Source organism: Mycolicibacterium monacense (assembly GCF_010731575.1).
In the GTDB taxonomy this organism is placed as follows: Bacteria; Actinomycetota; Actinomycetes; order Mycobacteriales; family Mycobacteriaceae; genus Mycobacterium; species Mycobacterium monacense.
Map to the genome: position 1 here is coordinate 1,627,082 of NZ_AP022617.1, position 15,928 is coordinate 1,643,009.

Here is a 15,928-nt window from a genome sequence, read left to right on the forward strand (position 1 = left end):
GAAAAGGTGGGCGCGATGACGGTCGTGGGGCATCGTCAGTGGCGACGCGGGTGTGGCTGAGTGGCTAGGCACCGGCCTGCAAAGCCGTTTACACGGGTTCGAATCCCGTCATCCGCTCTGGTTCCCGGCCGGACTACCGGCAGCAGTTCGGGTCGAGGACTGCGCACAGCGCGAGTAGTGACTCCCGCCGAGGTCGGTGGTAGACATTCATACCGCGGCGTTCCGACTGGATCAGCCCGGCTCGGCGCAATTGCGAAAGATGATGGCTGACAGTCGATTCCGCAAGGTCAACGGCTGTCGCGAGGTCACGGCTGCATTCCTCGCCGTCGGAGGAGCTGAACAACAGCGACACCAGCTTCACCCGCACGGGATCGGCCAGCGCCTTGAGCCTCAAGGCGATCTCGAGGGCCGCTTCGTCGCCGATGGGGCCGGCCGCGACCGGCGAGCAGCAGACCGGTGCGGAGATGTCCACGACGGGCAAGGTCTTCGGCATGCACACATTCTGCCACACCTTGTTGACATACATCGAAAAGCGGGTGATTCTGGAGGCGTCAGATGTTCGACATAAGTCACATAGGTTCTGGAGGTCGCCATGTCCCGCGCACAACTCGCTCTCAACGTCGATGACCTCGACGAGGCCGTCGCCTTCTACTCGAAACTGTTCGACACCGCGCCGGCGAAGGTGAAGCCGGGCTACGCGAACTTCGCGGTCGCCAACCCGCCGCTGAAGCTGGTCCTGATCGAGAACCCCGGGCGCGGAGGCACCCTGAATCACCTCGGCGTCGAGGTCGAGGACAGTCAGACGGTCCACGCCGAGATCGCCCGCCTCGCCGGCGAGGGGCTGTTCACCGAAGAGGAGATCGGCACCACCTGTTGTTTCGCCACACAGGACAAGGTTTGGGTGACGGGGCCGGCGGGGGAGAAGTGGGAGGTGTACACGGTGCTGTCCGATTCGGAGACGTTCGGTAGCAACTCGCCGGCGCTCGCCGAGGACGGTGAAGCCGTCGTCTGTTGCAGCAACAACGCCGGTACCGCCAGCAGTACGGCTTCGTGACGCCGTAGGTGGCTGAGCAACTGAAGCGGTCAACCCGCTGACTCCAGGGGATTCGGCGCACGAAAAGCGGCGTTCGCCCTCGGGCGCCGAGTCGCGCACCTAGAGTCGGAAAGCCCGTGTCAGCGAAATGATCGGGCCCGACGAATGGGGCTGTCCTGTGAGTTTGTGGTTGGTCAGCCACCTGCCGTCGTGGCTTCTGTTGCTCGTGCTGATAACGGTCACGAGTGGCACGGCGGTTGCCGTCCAGGCGATTGTCCGCCGCCGGTTCGCAACTCACCTCAGAAGCGACGAGCACAACGACGTGACGAAGTTCGCCTTCGGGGTCATCGGCTTCGTCTTCGCCTTCTTCATCGGATTCGTGGTGTCGGCGACCTGGGGTCAGATCAACAGCGCCGACGGCAGGGCGCGCGCCGAAGGGGCGGCAGGCGCTCAGCTCGCCAGAGACCTCCAGGTGTTCGACGAGCCTGACCGAGACCGGATCCGGCAGAGCCTGTTGGCCTACCATCAGGCCGCGATAACCGAGTGGAACGAAGCCACCGAGGGCAGGTCGTTGCCCGCGGCCGACGATGCGCTCAACCGCGTCTATCTCGCATACGAGCAGGTCGAGGCGCGCACCGATGCGCAGAAGGCGCTGCTGTCCGCCTCATTCTCCAACCTCAGCGACATGAACAAGGCTCGCTCCGAGCGTGTGCTCCAAGCCCGCACCGACACCGGTCCGCCGTGGTCGCTGTGGGCCGTCATCTTGCTCACGAGCAGTCTGCTCCTGGGCTGCGCGATCATCTACGGCGTCGAGAGTGCGGCCTCGCACTACACGATGGTTGCCATTTTGGGTGTGCTCGTCGGGGCGCAGTTGTTCTTGGTGTTGGAGCTGTCGCATCCATTCGTCGGCGAGGTCGCGACGTCCTCCGAGCCGCTGAAACAGGTGGTCCGCGTCCTTCAGTCCAATCCCGGCTAGATAGCTGTGGCCCGCGTGTCGGGCGCATCACCGCATGTGGGTGTGCATTCGGCCATCTGTGTGTCGAGTCGGCGCGCCTCGTTGCTTTTGCGAAGAAGATGCCCTGGTCAACTGCGCTGAGCCGCGTCCGGTAACCGAAGCACTTCTCATTCGCAACAGTTCTATAAACGCCAGAATTGTCGCAACGGCCAATTCGCGGAACCGGCATACGTTCCCCCCGACGCAAGCGTCAGTAGGAAGCGCACAGAGAACTGAGGGAACATGTCGCGGACCACGAACCGATTGGGCTTCACCGCCCTCGCTACCGCAGGGGCCTGCTGGATCGTTCAGCTGTTCAACCCTGCGACTGCGATCGCTGACCCCGGGGCAGTGAGCCCCGGCGTTCCGTGCGTGAACATCATGCAGCAGCTGCTCACCGTTCCGGGGCGGCTGCCCCAGACGCTGCCGGGAGCGAACTCCGCTCTGACCAACACCGCGCCGCCGTCGGGTCCGATCCCGCCGGCCGGGTCGACCAACGGAATCGCCTCTGCGACACCGCCGTCGGTGGGAATTCCACCGGCCGGCTCGCTCAACGGCACCGCCTCTGCGACCCCGCCGTCGGTGGCCATCCCCCCCGCCGGCTCGCTCAACGGCACCGCCGCCGCGACCCCTCCTCGGCCGCCCGTTCCCAGTGCGCCCGTGACGTCGTCCTCGCAGAGCGTCACTCCGCCCTCCGGCCCGCTTCCGCCGACCGCCCGTGTCGACACGGCCAGCGGCGCGACACCGCCGGCACCCGGCGCGCCGGGCGTGCCCGCGGCGGGCGCCGGTGGCGGCGCGGTTCCTCCGGCCCCTGCTGCGCCGGGTGCGCCGGTGGGCGCTTCGGGTGGAGTCGGCGCACCGGCCGCTCCGCCTGCCGTGCCTGCCGGTGTCGTCGACTCGTCGAGCGGTGTGACGCCGCCTGCGCCCGCAGCCCCGCCGGCCGGCGTCGTTCAGCCTGCGGCCGGTGCGGTACCGCCCGCGCCGCGCGCGGTGGGTGCCCCGGCTGGTGGTTCGGGCGGAGCGGGAGCTCCTGCTGCGCCTCCGGCTCCGCCTGCGGCTGTGGTTGAGCCCGCCGCCGGTGCGACGCCGCCTGCTCCTCCGGCCCCGCCCGCGGCGGTGGTCGAGCCGGCCGCCGGTGCGACGCCGCCTGCTCCGCCGGCCCCGCCTGCGGCAGTGGTTGAGCCGGCTTCGGGAGTGACTCCGCCTGCGCCTCCGGCGCCGGGTGGTCCGGCGGGTGGTTCGGGTGGTGCGGTGACGCCTCCGGGTCCGCCGGCTCCGCCTGCGGCGGTGGTTGAGCCGGCCGCCGGTGCGACGCCTCCGGGTCCGCCGGCCCCGCCTGCGGCGGTGGTTGAGCCGGCTTCGGGAGTGACTCCGCCTGCGCCTCCGGCTCCGGGTGGTCCGTCCGTGAGTTCGGTGGAGAACGTGTCGCCTCCGGGTCCGCCGGCTCCGCCTGCGGCCATCGTGGATTCCGCGAGTGGTGCGACGCCGCCTGCGCCTCCGGCTCCGGGTGGTCCGTCCGTGAGTTCGGTGGAGAACGTGTCGCCGCCGGCTCCGCCGGCTCCGGGTGGTGGTTCGTCGAGCACGGTGGAGCGGTTCTCGCCGCCGGCCCCGCCTGCACCAGCTGTACCGGCTGCCAATTCCGTTGAGGCCGTTACGCCTCCGGCTCCTCCGGCCCCGGGTGGTCCGTCCGTGAGTTCGGTGGAGAACGTGTCGCCGCCGGCTCCGCCGGCTCCGGGTGGTGGTTCGTCAAGCACGGTGGAGCGGTTCTCGCCGCCGGCCCCGCCTGCACCAGCCGTACCGGCTGCCAATTCTGTTGAGGCCGTGACGCCTCCGGCGCCTCCCGCGCCGCCTGCTGCGGTGGTGGAACCTGCTGGCGCGGTGACGCCTCCGGCGCCTCCTGCGCCGCCTGCTGCGGTGGTGGAGCCTGCTGGTGCGGTGACGCCTCCGGCGCCTCCTGCGCCGCCTGCTGCGGTGGTGGAGCCTGCTGGTGCGGTGACGCCTCCGGCGCCTCCTGCGCCGCCTGCTGCGGTGGTGGAGCCTGCTGGTGCGGTGACGCCTCCGGCTCCTCCTGCGCCGCCTGCTGCGGTGGTGGAGCCTGCTGGTGCGGTGACGCCTCCGGCTCCTCCTGCGCCGCCTGCTGCGGTGGTGGAGCCTGCTGCGGGTGCTGTGCCTCCGGCTCCGGCTGGTCCTCCGGCGGGTGTGGTTGAGCCTGCTGCGGGTGCTGTGCCTCCGGCTCCGGCTGGTCCTCCGGCGGGTGTGGTTGAGCCTGCTGCAGGTGCTGCGCCTGCCGCTCCGGCTGGTCCCGGCGCACCGGGTGGTGGCTCCGGTGGAGCGGGCGCCCCGCCTGCACCGCCCGCGCCACCGGCCGCCGCGGTCCAGCCCGCCGCCGCTGCAGTGCCTCCGGCTCCGCCTGCGCCGCCTGCTGCGGTGGTGCAACCCGCCGCCGGGGTCGCTCCGCCTGCACCTCCGGCCCCGCCGGCTGCCGTGGTTCAGCCTGCTGCCGCTGTTGCGCCGCCTGCGCCGCCTGCACCGCCAGCCGCGGTGGTGGAACCGGCTGCCGCCGTCGCCCCGCCGGCGCCTCCGGCTCCGGGTGTCCCGGCAGCCAGTTCGGTGCCCGCCGTGACGCCGCCCGCTCCGCCCGCGCCTCCTGGCGGTGGTTCGGCCACGGTGAACGTGGGCACGCCGCCGGCCCCTCCGGCACCGCCGGCAGGTGGTTCGACTGCGGTGAACATCCCGACGCCTCCGTACCCCGCCGCGCCCGGTGCGTCGGCCAGTGGTTCGGGCGTTACGCCTCCCGGGGTGTTCCCGCCGCTCGAGGGTGCAGCAGCGGTGTTCGACCGGCTGCTGCCGGGGGCTCCGACGCCCGGTGCGCCGGGTGCCGCGGCCAACGGTCCGTGGGACTTCATCCCGACGATCCAGGTTCCGCAGATCCCGGGTCTGCCGGTTCCGCTGCCCACGGAGATCGGGCCGCCCAGTGACGGCATCTGCGCCGGAACCGGTGGGCTGTGGTCGGCAAGCGCCGCTCCCGGGGCCACGCCGGCCACGGCGCCGGCCAGCCCGGTGTCGGACCGTCGCGATTGGTGACTCTGCCCTAGGGAGAACGCAGTGATCGGGCCCGGCGTGCTCACGCCGGGCCCGACGCGTTCAACGTGTCGCGGGAAGCCGCAACAACAGCCGCGCTCCGCCCATCGGACTGGTCTCCAAAGATGCTGTCCCACCGTGCAATTCGGCCTGTTGCGCGACAAGGGCCAGACCCAGCCCCGAACCGGAGCGCGATGCGGTCGACCCGCGGGAGAAACGCTCGAAGACCAGCTTGCGCTCCTGCTCGGGCACACCGCTGCCGTTGTCGTCGACTGCTATCTCGACGTCCTCACCGGACCGGATCGCGCTCAATCGGATCTGCGTGGCATCGCCGTGCTTGACCGCATTCGCGATGGCGTTGTCGATGACCAGGCGTAGTCCGGCGGGCAGGCCGAGGATGCGCACCGGCGCCGAGGGCACCAGGGACACGTCCAGGCCGGGGTAGCTCCGCAGCGCATCGTGCGCGGCACGGTCCAACAGTTCGGTGATGTCGACCGGGACGTGGTCCTCGGCGGTGGTCAGTTCCCCCTGCGCCAACCGTTCGAGCGCGGTCAGCGTCGCCTCGATCCGGGTCTGCGTGCGCACCACGTCGTTGATGACCTCTTTGCGCTGCTCGTCGGTCATGTCGAGCGTCGACAACACCTCGAGGTTGGTGCGCATCGCCGTCAACGGTGTCCGCAGCTCGTGGGATGCCACCGCGGCGAAGTCGCGGGCCGACTCCAGCGCCGCCTTGGTCCGCTGTTGCTCCTCGCCGATGCGCGCCAGCATGCCCTCGACCGCCTCGGCGATCTCGGCCGCCTCCCAGACGCCGCCGACCTGCACCTCTTCGGGTTTGGACTGTGCGTTGATGGCGCGGGCCTGCTGGGCCAACAACCGGAACGGGTTGATCATGATCAGCCACATCACCCAACCCACGACCACGGTGCCCGCGATGACGCCGCCGCAGATCAGCACGACCCGCAGATGCAACTGATCGATCCGGCGCTGCGTCTCGGACAGCGGTGAGCCCAGCGCGATGGTGGCGGGCCCCGCGGCGAAGGTGCGCACCCGGTACTCGACTCCGTCGATCGTGGTGTTGGCGTACCCGATGTCCAATTGCGGCAGCACGATGTCCTTGGGCACCGACACGGTCACACCGCCGATGCGTGCCGTCCGCACCAACGTCCGGTCGGCGGGCGGATCAGCCGGATCGTCACCGGTGCTCGCCGCGTTCAACAAGGTCCCGAAATCCCCGAGGCTGGTCACCGAGTCGAGTTGCCGGTCCAATTGGCTGTACTGCTCGTTCGTCACGCCGATCCACACCCAGGTGCCGAGTGTGAGTACCAGCACGACGACCGACAGCGCAGCCACGATCACGATCGTGCGCAGAGACACGATCGGCATCGGCATGACGCGCCGTAGCCGCTCGTCGACGCGCACTATCGGGCTGGCCGCACGACGCCCGGCGGGCGCGGAGATGTCGCAGCGCTGTCCACGACGCTCATCTTGCCTGACCGGTCCGGCGGGACGCCGCGGCGTCCGGCATGATGCCCCGGTGGTAGCGCGGACACTCTCGGACATCCTGACGACCCTGGACGTCGAACAGATCGCGGATGATGAGTTCCTCGCGACGCAGATGGACAACGCGGCGCACCACATCGTCGGCGGGCACATCGCTGCTCAGGCGCTCATGTCGGCGAGCCGGACCGTCCCCGCCGACCGCACCCCGCACAGCATGCACGTCTATCTGTTGCGGGCCGGCGACGCGCGCCGACCGGTGCATTTCGAGATCACCCGTCTGCGCGACGGCGGCGTGCTGTCCTCGCGGCGGGTGCTGGCGCGCCAGGACGACCAGGTGCTGCTCGAAGCGCTCGTATCGTTCACCGCACCGCTGGACAGCTTCGAACACCAGCAGCCGATCCCCGACGTCCCGGGCCCGGAGTCGCTGCCGTCGGTGCAGGAACAGTTGAGCCCGTACGCGGATGAGCACGGCGGGCACTGGGTGCGCCCGCAGCCGCTGGATCTGCGATACGTCGACCCGCCGGCACGCCTGGCACTCGATCGGCCCGACCCGTCGCCGCGCATCAGGCTGTGGTGGCGTCCCGCCGAACCGATGCCCGACGACCCCATCCTCAACAGCTGCCTGTTGACGTACGTCTCGGGCACCGCGCTGCTGGAGACGGCGATGGTGGTGCGCCGGACGACGCCGCTGACGTCCTTCTCGGCACTGATCGACCACGCGGTGTGGTTCCATCGGCCGGCCGACTTCTCGGACTGGGTGCTCTCGGATGCCGTCGCTCCCAGCGGTGTCCACGGTCGCGCCCTGGCCACCGCCACGATGTACAACCGCACCGGCGCGCTCGTCTGCACCGCCACCCAGGAGATCTACTTCGGCCGCGACCGCCGCTGACGGTCGCCGCGCATCAACCGGGCGACGACGCGTAGATCCTCGACGAGTGCGTCGAACGCCTGCTGTCGATTCTCGGCCGGTCCCCGCAGCACCGATGACGGATGCGCCGTCGCCACCACTGCCGGGTCGACGTCCAGATCGGCCGGCTCGGTGACAGGCGGCAGGGCCAGCACTTCCCCGCGGTGCGCGGTCAACCGAAAGTCGTTGCCCAGCAGAGCTTTCGCTGCTGTCGCGCCGAGCAGCACCACGACTTCCGGCCGCACGGCGTCCAATTCGGCGAGCAACCACGGCCGGCACGCCACGACCTCGGTACGGCTGGGGGTCTTGTGGATACGGCGCTTGCCGCGTTCGGGCAGTGTGAATTTGAAGTGTTTGACGGCGTTGGTGACGTAGACCCCGTCCCGGTCGATACCCGCGGACACGAGCGCTTTGTCGAGGAGTCTGCCCGCCGGGCCGACGAACGGTTCCCCGGCGCGGTCCTCCCGATCACCGGGTTGCTCGCCGACGAACATGACGGTCGCGTCCGCACTGCCCTGCCCGAAGACGCCCTGCGTCGCATCGCGATAGAGTTCGCACCCGCGGCACGCCTGCACCGCATCGGCGAGGATCGACACGTCGCGGGTGTCGGGAACGAAGTCCTCTGCGCCGGGCACCTTGGTCGGCATGGTCGTGGATTACCCGCGCGCGCGGCCCGTCATGCGCAGACGATCACGCGCGGATATCGCTGCGCCCGGGTTGATCTGGGTCACGCCGAGAGCCCGGTGCGATCCCGGGCGACGGGCTTGCTTCGCGACGACTCGGTCACCGTGCCGACCGTCACGCCTTTGCCGAGCGCTAACATCAGTGCCGGTAGAACGCCGTTGGCCGTACCAAGCAGGCTCGCCGGGTGTCGCGATTAGCACCCTTGTTCGTCGAGCAACGCGTTACTGTCTCGGTTGGCCTTGCAAATGACTCTGGGAGGGTATGGATGAGCGCCTATCGCACCGTGGTGGTCGGCACCGACGGATCGGATTCGTCGCTGCGGGCAGTCGACCGCGCGGGCCAGATCGCTGCAGGATCGGGTGCCAAGCTCATCGTCACCACCGCCTACTTCCCGCAGAGCGAGGATCAGCGCGCCGCCGACGTCCTCAAGGACGAGGGCTACAAGATGTCGGGCAACGCCCCGATCTACGCCATCCTGCGCGAGGCCCGCGACCGCGCCAAGGCCGCCGGCGCCGAGAACATCGAGGAGAAGGCCGTCGTCGGTGCGCCGGTCGACGCCCTGGTCGAACTGGCCGAGGAAGTCAAGGCGGATCTGCTCGTGGTCGGCAACGTCGGCCTCAGCACCATCGCCGGTCGGCTGCTCGGATCGGTGCCCGCCAACGTCGCGCGGCGTTCGAAGACCGACGTCCTCATCGTGCACACCACACCCTGATCCCGATCGGCTGACGTCGTTCATTTCTGACCCGGCGGCGATTCCGAGTGCCACACTCGGAGTTGACGTGGGAGGTCAGGTATGACGACAACACTGCATCCGACCGGTATCGCGCCGCGTGAGAACGGAACGCCGCCTCCGCACGTACCGCTCGGCGACATCGATCTGGGCACCCTCGACTTCTGGGAATGGGACGACGACCGTCGAGACGGGGCGTTCGCGACCCTGCGCAGGGAATCGCCGATCACCTTCTTCGAGGTGCCGGAGTACGCCGGGTTCGCCGGCGGGCGTGGCCATTGGGCGCTGACCAGATACGACGACGTCCACCACGCCAGCAGACATCCGGAGGTCTTCAGCTCGATCCCGACCAGCACCGCCCTCAACGATGTGCCCGCCGAGATCGCCGAATACGTCGGATCCATGATCTCGCTCGACGACCCTCGTCATCTCCGGCTGCGGTCGATCGTCAACCGCGCCTTCACTCCGAAGATGCTGACACGGATCGAGCAGAGCGTGCGCGACCGGGCACGCCGGTTGGTCACCGGTCTGGTGGCCGACCACCCCGACGGACACGCCGACTTCGTGCAGGCGGTGGCCGGACCGTTCCCGCTGCAGATCATCTGCGACATGATGGGGATTCCCGAAGAGGACGAGGAGAAGGTCTTCCACTGGACCTCGATCATCCTGGGCGGCGCCGACGAGGAGGTCGCGCCCGACCACGAGACGATCGTCGGTGCGGTGCTCGGACTCGGTGAGTACGGTCTGGCACTCGCGGAGGACCGCCGGGCCCATCCGACCGACGATGTGACCACCAACCTGGTGCGCGCCGAGGTCGACGGGGAACGGCTCACGTCCGCGGAGATCGGCTCGTTCTTCATCCTGCTGTCAGCCGCGGGCAACGAGACGACGCGCAACGCGATCAGCCACGGCCTCGTCGCGCTGAGCCGCTATCCGGAACAGCGCCAACGCTGGTGGGACGACTTCGACACCGTCGCCCCGACCGCCGTGGAGGAGATCGTGCGGTGGGCGTCGCCGATCATCTTCATGCGCCGCAACCTCACCGAGGACATCGAGATGAGGGGTGTGCGGATGAAAGCGGGGGACAAGGTGTCGATGTGGTACAACTCCGCCAACCGTGACGAGCGCAGGTTCGACAACCCCTGGCTGTTCGACGTGACGCGGGATCCCAACCCGCAGATCGGATTCGGCGCGGGTGGCGCGCACTTCTGCCTCGGCGCGAACCTCGCCCGGCGGGAGATCAGGGTGCTCTACTCGGAGTTGCGCCGTCAGGTGCCCGACATCGTGGCCGTCGAGGAGCCGGCGATCCTGCGGTCGGCGTTCGTGCACGGCATCAAACGGCTGCCCGTGGCCTGGACGGGGTGAACCTCACCACCCCATGGAGCCCGGCACACCCTTGAACGGGCCGACGATCCAGCTGGTGACCCAGCCGCCGTAGAACCCGCCGGGCTGCGGCACCACCTGCTCGCCGTTGACGGTGCAGCGGTCCATCGGTGCGGCCATGACCGCGACGGCGCCGGCGATCGCCTCGAATCCCGGCGTGGGGTGCGGGTAGGTCCAAGCCGCGCCCGGTGCGACGCGGTCGCCGACAACGACGTCGTAGTAGGCGGCCTGCCCCTTCCACTCGCACCACGAACTGCCCGCCGCGGGGCGCAGCGCGCCAGGCGTGAAACTGTCCACGGGGAGGTAGTAGGTCGGGGGGTGGCTCGTCTCCAGCACCCGCCACGCGGTGGTCGTCGATGCGACGGTGCGCCCGCCGAAGTCCACGGTGATCGATCCGCGGAACGCCTCGAACCGGGGTGGGCGCGGGTAGTCCCACACCGACTCCTGACCCGGACCGGGTGTGACCGGAACCGGCCTACCAGCCACGGTCGCGCCACTCGCCGAGGTGCGGCCGTTCCGCGCCCAGTGTGGTGTCGTCGCCGTGTCCCGGGTAGACGACGGTCGAGTCGGGATACACGTCGAACACCCGGGTGGTGACGTCGGTCAGCAGTTTCTCGAAATCACCCTCCTGCCACGTCTTGCCCACTCCGCCGGGGAACAGGCAGTCGCCGGTGAACAGGTGCACCGCGTCGCCGGCGGCCGGGCCGTGCAGCGCCAACGCGATCGAACCCGGGGTGTGCCCGCGGAGGTGGATGACGTCGAAGGTGAGCTCGCCGATCCGGAGCGTGTCCCCACCGGCGAGGTAGCGGTCCGGGGTGACCGGCAGCGGTTCGGCGTCGAGTTCGTGGGCGGCCGTGGGTGCCCCGGTTGCCTCGGCCAGGGCCTCCAGCGCCTGCCAGTGGTCGAAGTGCTGGTGGCTGGTGAGGATCAGTGTCACCGTCGGCGCCAGTTCCCGGACGAGGTCGAGCAGGACGTCCGCATCGTTGGCCGCGTCGATGAGTAGGGTCTCGCCGGTTCGGGAACAGGTCACCAGGTACGCGTTGTTGTCCATGGGGCCCACGGAGACCTTGACGATCGTCGCTCCGGGAAGAGTGCGCCTGGCCGCGGTCCGGGGTTCGACATGGCCGGTGTAGTTGTCGTCGACGACTGTCATGAGAGCCACGGTAACGGGCTTGTCGGTGGCGACACCTAGCATGGATCAAAGTGCGTGGAGCATGTCTGAAGCCTGGGAGAGGACCGAGTTGGCTGACCGCCTGATCGTCAAGGGTGCGCGCGAGCACAACCTGCGAAGCGTCGACCTTGACCTACCGCGTGACGCCTTGATCGTGTTCACCGGCCTGTCCGGTTCGGGCAAGTCGTCGCTCGCGTTCGACACGATCTTCGCCGAGGGGCAGCGCCGCTACGTCGAATCGCTCTCGGCGTACGCCCGGCAGTTCCTCGGGCAGATGGACAAACCCGACGTCGACTTCATCGAGGGTCTGTCGCCCGCGGTGTCCATCGACCAGAAGTCGACCAACCGCAACCCGCGGTCGACGGTCGGCACCATCACCGAGGTCTACGACTACCTGCGCCTTCTGTACGCGCGGGCCGGCATGCCGCACTGCCCGGTGTGTGGTGAGCGGATCGCACGGCAGACCCCTCAGCAGATCGTCGACCAGGTCCTGGCCATGGACGAAGGGCTGCGTTTCCAGGTGCTCGCACCGGTCGTCCGCACCCGCAAGGGTGAGTTCGTCGACCTGTTCGAGAAGCTCAACTCCCAGGGTTACAGCCGCGTGCGCGTCGACGGGGTGGTCTATCCGCTGACCGAACCGCCCAAGCTCAAGAAGCAGGAGAAGCACGACATCGAGGTGGTGGTCGACCGGCTCACGGTGAAGGCCACCGCCAAACAGCGGCTGACCGATTCGGTGGAGACGGCTCTGACGCTGGCCGACGGCATCGTGGTGCTCGAGTTCGTCGACCGTGAGGACGACCATCCGCACCGTGAGCAGCGGTTCTCCGAGAAACTGGCGTGTCCCAACGGCCACCCCCTGGCCGTCGACGATCTCGAACCGCGGTCCTTCTCGTTCAACTCGCCCTACGGCGCCTGTCCGGAGTGCGCCGGGCTCGGCGTCCGCAAGGAGGTCGACCCCGAACTCGTCATCCCCGACCCGGATCTGACGCTGGCCGAGGGCGCCATCGCCCCGTGGTCGATGGGCCAGACCGCGGAGTACTTCACCCGCATGCTGACCGGCCTGGGTGAGTCGATGGGCTTCGACGTCGACACACCGTGGAAGAAGCTGCCCGCCAAGGTGCGTCGCGCGATCCTCGAGGGCTGCGACGAGCAGGTGCACGTCAAGTACCGCAATCGGTACGGCCGCACCCGCTCGTACTACGCCGACTTCGAGGGCGTCATGGCGTTCCTGCAGCGCCGCATGGAGCAGACCGACTCCGAGCAGATGAAGGAGCGCTACGAGGGCTTCATGCGCGACGTGCCGTGCCCGGAGTGCGACGGCACCCGCCTCAAGCCCGAGATCCTCGCGGTCACGCTGGCCGCGGGCGACCACGGCGCGAAGTCGATCGCCGAGGTCGCGGAGCTGTCGATCGCCGACTGCGCCGACTTCCTCAACGCGCTCACCCTCGGCGCGCGCGAACAGGCCATCGCCGGTCAGGTCCTCAAGGAGATCCAGTCCCGGCTGGGCTTCCTGCTCGACGTCGGGCTGGACTACCTGTCGCTCTCGCGCGCTGCGGCCACGCTGTCCGGCGGCGAGGCGCAGCGGATCCGGCTCGCCACGCAGATCGGTTCGGGTCTGGTGGGCGTGCTCTACGTCCTCGACGAGCCGTCTATCGGTCTGCACCAGCGCGACAACCGCCGCCTGATCGACACCCTGGTCCGGCTGCGGGAACTGGGCAACACGCTCATCGTGGTCGAACACGACCTCGACACCATCGCCCACGCCGACTGGGTGGTCGACATCGGCCCGGCCGCCGGTGAGCACGGCGGGCGGATCGTGCACAGCGGCACCTACCAGGATCTGCTGCGCAATCCGGAGTCGCTGACCGGCGCGTACCTCTCCGGTCGCGAGAGCATCGAGGTGCCTGCGATCCGGCGTCCCGTCGACCGCAAACGACAACTCACCGTCATCGGCGCGCGTGAGCACAACCTCAAGGACGTCGACGTCGCATTCCCCCTCGGGGTGCTCACGTCGGTCACCGGGGTGTCGGGCTCGGGTAAGTCGACGCTGGTCAACGACATCCTGGCGTCCGTGCTGGCCAACAAACTCAACGGCGCCCGGCAGGTGCCCGGCCGCCACACCCGCATCAACGGCCTCGACCAACTCGACAAGCTCGTGCGGGTGGACCAGTCGCCGATCGGGCGGACCCCACGGTCGAACCCCGCGACCTACACCGGTGTATTCGACAAGATCCGGTCGCTGTTCGCGGCGACGACGGAGGCCAAGGTCCGCGGATACCAGCCGGGACGTTTCTCGTTCAACGTCAAGGGCGGCCGCTGCGAGGCCTGTTCGGGCGACGGCACCATCAAGATCGAGATGAACTTCCTGCCGGACGTGTACGTCCCGTGCGAGGTGTGCCACGGTGCCCGCTACAACCGCGAGACGCTCGAGGTGCACTACAAGGGCAAGACCATCGCCGAGGTGCTCGACCTGTCGATCGAGGACGCTGCGGAGTTCTTCGAACCGATCAGCTCGATCCACCGCTACCTCAAGACGCTGGTCGACGTCGGCCTGGGCTACGTGCGGCTGGGCCAGCCCGCACCGACGCTGTCCGGGGGTGAGGCCCAGCGCGTGAAACTGGCCGCCGAGCTGCAGAAGCGGTCGACCGGCCGCACGGTCTACATCCTCGACGAGCCGACCACCGGCCTGCACTTCGAGGACATCCGCAAGCTGCTCAAGGTCATCAACGGTCTGGTCGACAAGGGCAACACGGTGATCGTCATCGAGCACAACCTCGACGTGATCAAGACCTCCGACTGGATCATCGACATGGGTCCCGAAGGCGGCGCCGGCGGCGGCACCGTGGTCGCGCAGGGCACCCCCGAGGACGTCGCGGCCAACACCGACAGCTACACCGGCCACTTCCTCGCCGAGATGCTCGACGTACCCGCGCCGACCCCGAAGCGGCGCAAGGTCAGCGCGTGAGCGCCGACTCCTCGGCGCGCGTCACCTCGTAGGCGTCGAGGTCGAAGCGCCGCGTCTGATTGCGGAACCGGAACGTGAAGTCCGGCCACAGGGTGGTGTTGTTGCCGTGCGCGTCGAGGTACCAGCTCGCACACTTGCCGGTCATCCACACCGAACCGCTCAGCGCCTGCTGCAGCCGTTCGTTGTACGCGTCGAGCGCGTCCTGTTTCACCTCGACCGTGCGCAGACCCTCCTCGCGCATCGTCGAGACCGCGTCGACGACGTAGTTGAGCTGCGACTCGATCATGTACACCATCGAACTGTGGCCCAGCCCGGTGTTCGGTCCGACGAGCACGAACATGTTCGGGTACCCGGCGATCGTGGTGCCTTTGTAAGCCCGCATGCCCTTGTCGGCGAACCGCTGGGTCAGGCTGGCCCCGTCGGCGCCGCACACCGTGTCGAACATCGGCGAGTCGGTGACGTGGAATCCCGTCGCGACGACGAGGGCGTCGACCTCGCGCGCGGTGCCGTCGGTCGCGATGATGCGGTTGCCGTCGATCTCGTGGATGCCGTCGGTGATGAGGTCGACGTGGCCGCGGTCCAGCGTCGGATACCAGTCGTTGGAGATCAGCATCCGCTTGCAGCCGATCCGGAAGTTCGGCGTCACCTTGCGCCGCAACTCGGGGTCTTTGATCTCGGTGCGGATCTTCGCCCGCGAGAGCAACTCGAACCCCTTCATCAAATTCGGGTTCTTCGCGAGGCCGACGACCTGGACTTCGCGGCTGGTGTAGATGCCCGCGCGCGCCAGGCGGAGAAAGCCCTGCACGTTGCGGAACGCCCACTTCTCGGCGCGGGTGAACGGCCGGTCGAACCGCGGCAGCAGCCAGGGCGCGGTGCGCTGGTACACATCGAGGTGGGCGACCCGATCGGCGATCTCGGGCACGATCTGGATGGCCGATGCGCCGGTGCCGATGACGGCGACCCGTTTCCCCGTCAGGTCCGCGTCGTGGTTCCACCGCGCGGAGTGGAACATCTCGCCTCCGGCCGCAGTGAACGATTCGATGCCCGGGATTCCCGGCAGTGACGGTTCGGCCAGTGACCCGAACGCGGTGATCAGGACATCGGCGGTGGCCGGTCCGGAGTCGGTGGACAACTCCCATCGGGACTCGGTGGGGTTCCAGGCGGCGCGGCTCACGGTGCACCCGAACCGGTGCCGGTCGAGGACGCCGTACTGTCGCGCGACCTTGCGCAGATAGTCCTCGATCTCGGGTTGGGTGGAGAAGGAGCGTGTCCAATCCGGGTTCAGCGCAAAGGAATACGAGTACAGATGTGACGGCACGTCACACGCCGCGCCCGGGTAGGTGTTGTCGCGCCAGGTACCGCCGACGTCGGGGCCGCGTTCGAAGACGACGAAGTCGCGGTGGCCTGCCTCCTGCAGCCGGATCGCGGCGCCGAGGCCGGAGAACCCGCTGCCGATGATCGCGATCTTCACCGCAACCCC

16 protein-coding genes and 1 tRNA gene are annotated in these 15,928 nt (G+C 68.8%); 9 read left to right on the plus strand and 8 right to left on the minus strand.

The features are described from left to right. Positions 1-46: 46 nt before the first annotated feature. Positions 47-117: transfer RNA gene (locus G6N49_RS07730), tRNA-Cys, on the plus strand. 16 nt (positions 118-133) lie between these two features. Here G6N49_RS07730 and G6N49_RS07735 read toward each other — a convergent pair. Beyond that, the gene (locus G6N49_RS07735; RefSeq protein ID WP_011855915.1) at positions 134-493 is read right to left on the minus strand and encodes an Rv2640c family ArsR-like transcriptional regulator; all 360 of its coding nucleotides are present in this window, start codon (positions 491-493) and stop codon (positions 134-136) included. 99 nt (positions 494-592) lie between these two features. On the opposite strand from G6N49_RS07735, the gene G6N49_RS07740 reads away from it, so the two are divergent. Together G6N49_RS07740 and G6N49_RS07745 are read left to right on the plus strand one after the other, a co-directional pair. Then, positions 593-1,054 carry an ArsI/CadI family heavy metal resistance metalloenzyme gene (locus G6N49_RS07740; protein WP_011855914.1) on the plus strand — a complete coding sequence of 154 codons (462 nt, stop codon included), beginning with the start codon at positions 593-595 and terminating at the stop codon, positions 1,052-1,054. Positions 1,055-1,181: 127 nt separating this feature from the next. Next, a complete protein-coding gene (locus G6N49_RS07745) occupies positions 1,182-2,009 on the plus strand; it encodes a bestrophin-like domain (RefSeq protein ID WP_041925081.1) in 828 nt (275 codons plus the stop codon). 326 nt (positions 2,010-2,335) lie between these two features. Here G6N49_RS07745 and G6N49_RS29420 read toward each other — a convergent pair whose 3' ends face one another. After that, a complete protein-coding gene (locus G6N49_RS29420) occupies positions 2,336-2,713 on the minus strand; it encodes a hypothetical protein (protein ID WP_041925080.1) in 378 nt (125 codons plus the stop codon). A 965-nt stretch (positions 2,714-3,678) separates the two neighbouring features. Continuing rightward, on the minus strand, positions 3,679-4,338 hold the full coding sequence (locus G6N49_RS29425; RefSeq protein WP_235679498.1) for a hypothetical protein: 660 nt from the start codon (positions 4,336-4,338) through the stop codon (positions 3,679-3,681). Positions 4,339-4,353: 15 nt separating this feature from the next. Between G6N49_RS29425 and G6N49_RS29430 the strand changes: the two genes are divergently transcribed. Both G6N49_RS29430 and G6N49_RS29435 read left to right on the plus strand, forming a co-directional pair. Next, positions 4,354-4,650 carry a hypothetical protein gene (locus G6N49_RS29430; RefSeq protein WP_235679499.1) on the plus strand — a complete coding sequence of 99 codons (297 nt, stop codon included), beginning with the start codon at positions 4,354-4,356 and terminating at the stop codon, positions 4,648-4,650. A gap of 101 nt (positions 4,651-4,751) precedes the next feature. Further along, positions 4,752-5,111 carry a hypothetical protein gene (locus G6N49_RS29435; RefSeq protein WP_133056659.1) on the plus strand — a complete coding sequence of 120 codons (360 nt, stop codon included), beginning with the start codon at positions 4,752-4,754 and terminating at the stop codon, positions 5,109-5,111. 60 nt (positions 5,112-5,171) lie between these two features. Here G6N49_RS29435 and G6N49_RS07755 read toward each other — a convergent pair whose 3' ends face one another. Beyond that, positions 5,172-6,491, minus strand: a complete 1,320-nt coding sequence (locus G6N49_RS07755; protein WP_179967739.1) for a sensor histidine kinase — start codon at positions 6,489-6,491, stop codon at positions 5,172-5,174. Positions 6,492-6,642: 151 nt separating this feature from the next. On the opposite strand from G6N49_RS07755, the gene G6N49_RS07760 reads away from it, so the two are divergent. Next, positions 6,643-7,497: an acyl-CoA thioesterase gene (locus G6N49_RS07760; protein WP_011855910.1), complete on the plus strand. Its 855-nt coding sequence runs from the start codon at positions 6,643-6,645 to the stop codon at positions 7,495-7,497. Here G6N49_RS07760 and G6N49_RS07765 read toward each other — a convergent pair. Next, on the minus strand, positions 7,473-8,162 hold the full coding sequence (locus G6N49_RS07765) for a UdgX family uracil-DNA binding protein (protein ID WP_083045269.1): 690 nt from the start codon (positions 8,160-8,162) through the stop codon (positions 7,473-7,475). The genes G6N49_RS07760 and G6N49_RS07765 overlap by 25 nt on opposite strands. A 302-nt stretch (positions 8,163-8,464) precedes the next feature. Here G6N49_RS07765 and G6N49_RS07770 point away from each other — a divergent pair, with 302 nt between their 5' ends. Together G6N49_RS07770 and G6N49_RS07775 are read left to right on the plus strand one after the other, a co-directional pair. Beyond that, entirely contained in the window at positions 8,465-8,911 is a 447-nt protein-coding gene (locus tag G6N49_RS07770; RefSeq protein WP_011560385.1) for a universal stress protein, read from the plus strand. A gap of 81 nt (positions 8,912-8,992) precedes the next feature. Next, complete coding sequence (locus G6N49_RS07775; protein WP_083045270.1) at positions 8,993-10,294, plus strand: cytochrome P450; 1,302 nt, start codon at positions 8,993-8,995, stop codon at positions 10,292-10,294. A gap of 3 nt (positions 10,295-10,297) precedes the next feature. Here the strand turns inward: G6N49_RS07775 and G6N49_RS07780 are convergent, their stop codons facing one another. Next, on the minus strand, positions 10,298-10,798 hold the full coding sequence (locus G6N49_RS07780; protein WP_011855907.1) for a DUF427 domain-containing protein: 501 nt from the start codon (positions 10,796-10,798) through the stop codon (positions 10,298-10,300). After that, entirely contained in the window at positions 10,788-11,465 is a 678-nt protein-coding gene (locus tag G6N49_RS07785; RefSeq protein WP_011855906.1) for an MBL fold metallo-hydrolase, read from the minus strand. The genes G6N49_RS07780 and G6N49_RS07785 overlap by 11 nt, the downstream gene beginning before the upstream one ends. A gap of 88 nt (positions 11,466-11,553) precedes the next feature. Between G6N49_RS07785 and uvrA the strand changes: the two genes are divergently transcribed. Next, the gene (gene uvrA / locus G6N49_RS07790; RefSeq protein ID WP_041925316.1) at positions 11,554-14,448 is read left to right on the plus strand and encodes an excinuclease ABC subunit UvrA; all 2,895 of its coding nucleotides are present in this window, start codon (positions 11,554-11,556) and stop codon (positions 14,446-14,448) included. Here the strand turns inward: uvrA and G6N49_RS07795 are convergent. Further along, positions 14,438-15,919 carry a flavin-containing monooxygenase gene (locus G6N49_RS07795; RefSeq protein ID WP_011855904.1) on the minus strand — a complete coding sequence of 494 codons (1,482 nt, stop codon included), beginning with the start codon at positions 15,917-15,919 and terminating at the stop codon, positions 14,438-14,440. The genes uvrA and G6N49_RS07795 overlap by 11 nt on opposite strands. Between the last annotated feature and the right edge of the window lie 9 nt (positions 15,920-15,928).

What these genes read in the sequence shown, in the direction of transcription:
- G6N49_RS07755 (WP_179967739.1), bottom strand. Translation starts at nt 6,491, where the DNA reads ATGCCGATCGTGTCTCTGCGCACGATCGTGATCGTGGCTGCGCTGTCG.
- G6N49_RS07765 (WP_083045269.1), bottom strand. Translation starts at nt 8,162, where the DNA reads ATGCCGACCAAGGTGCCCGGCGCAGAGGACTTCGTTCCCGACACCCGC.
- G6N49_RS07740 (WP_011855914.1), top strand. Translation starts at nt 593, where the DNA reads ATGTCCCGCGCACAACTCGCTCTCAACGTCGATGACCTCGACGAGGCC.
- G6N49_RS07770 (WP_011560385.1), top strand. Translation starts at nt 8,465, where the DNA reads ATGAGCGCCTATCGCACCGTGGTGGTCGGCACCGACGGATCGGATTCG.
- G6N49_RS07775 (WP_083045270.1), top strand. Translation starts at nt 8,993, where the DNA reads ATGACGACAACACTGCATCCGACCGGTATCGCGCCGCGTGAGAACGGA.
- G6N49_RS07785 (WP_011855906.1), bottom strand. Translation starts at nt 11,465, where the DNA reads ATGACAGTCGTCGACGACAACTACACCGGCCATGTCGAACCCCGGACC.
- G6N49_RS07735 (WP_011855915.1), bottom strand. Translation starts at nt 493, where the DNA reads ATGCCGAAGACCTTGCCCGTCGTGGACATCTCCGCACCGGTCTGCTGC.
- G6N49_RS07745 (WP_041925081.1), top strand. Translation starts at nt 1,182, where the DNA reads ATGATCGGGCCCGACGAATGGGGCTGTCCTGTGAGTTTGTGGTTGGTC.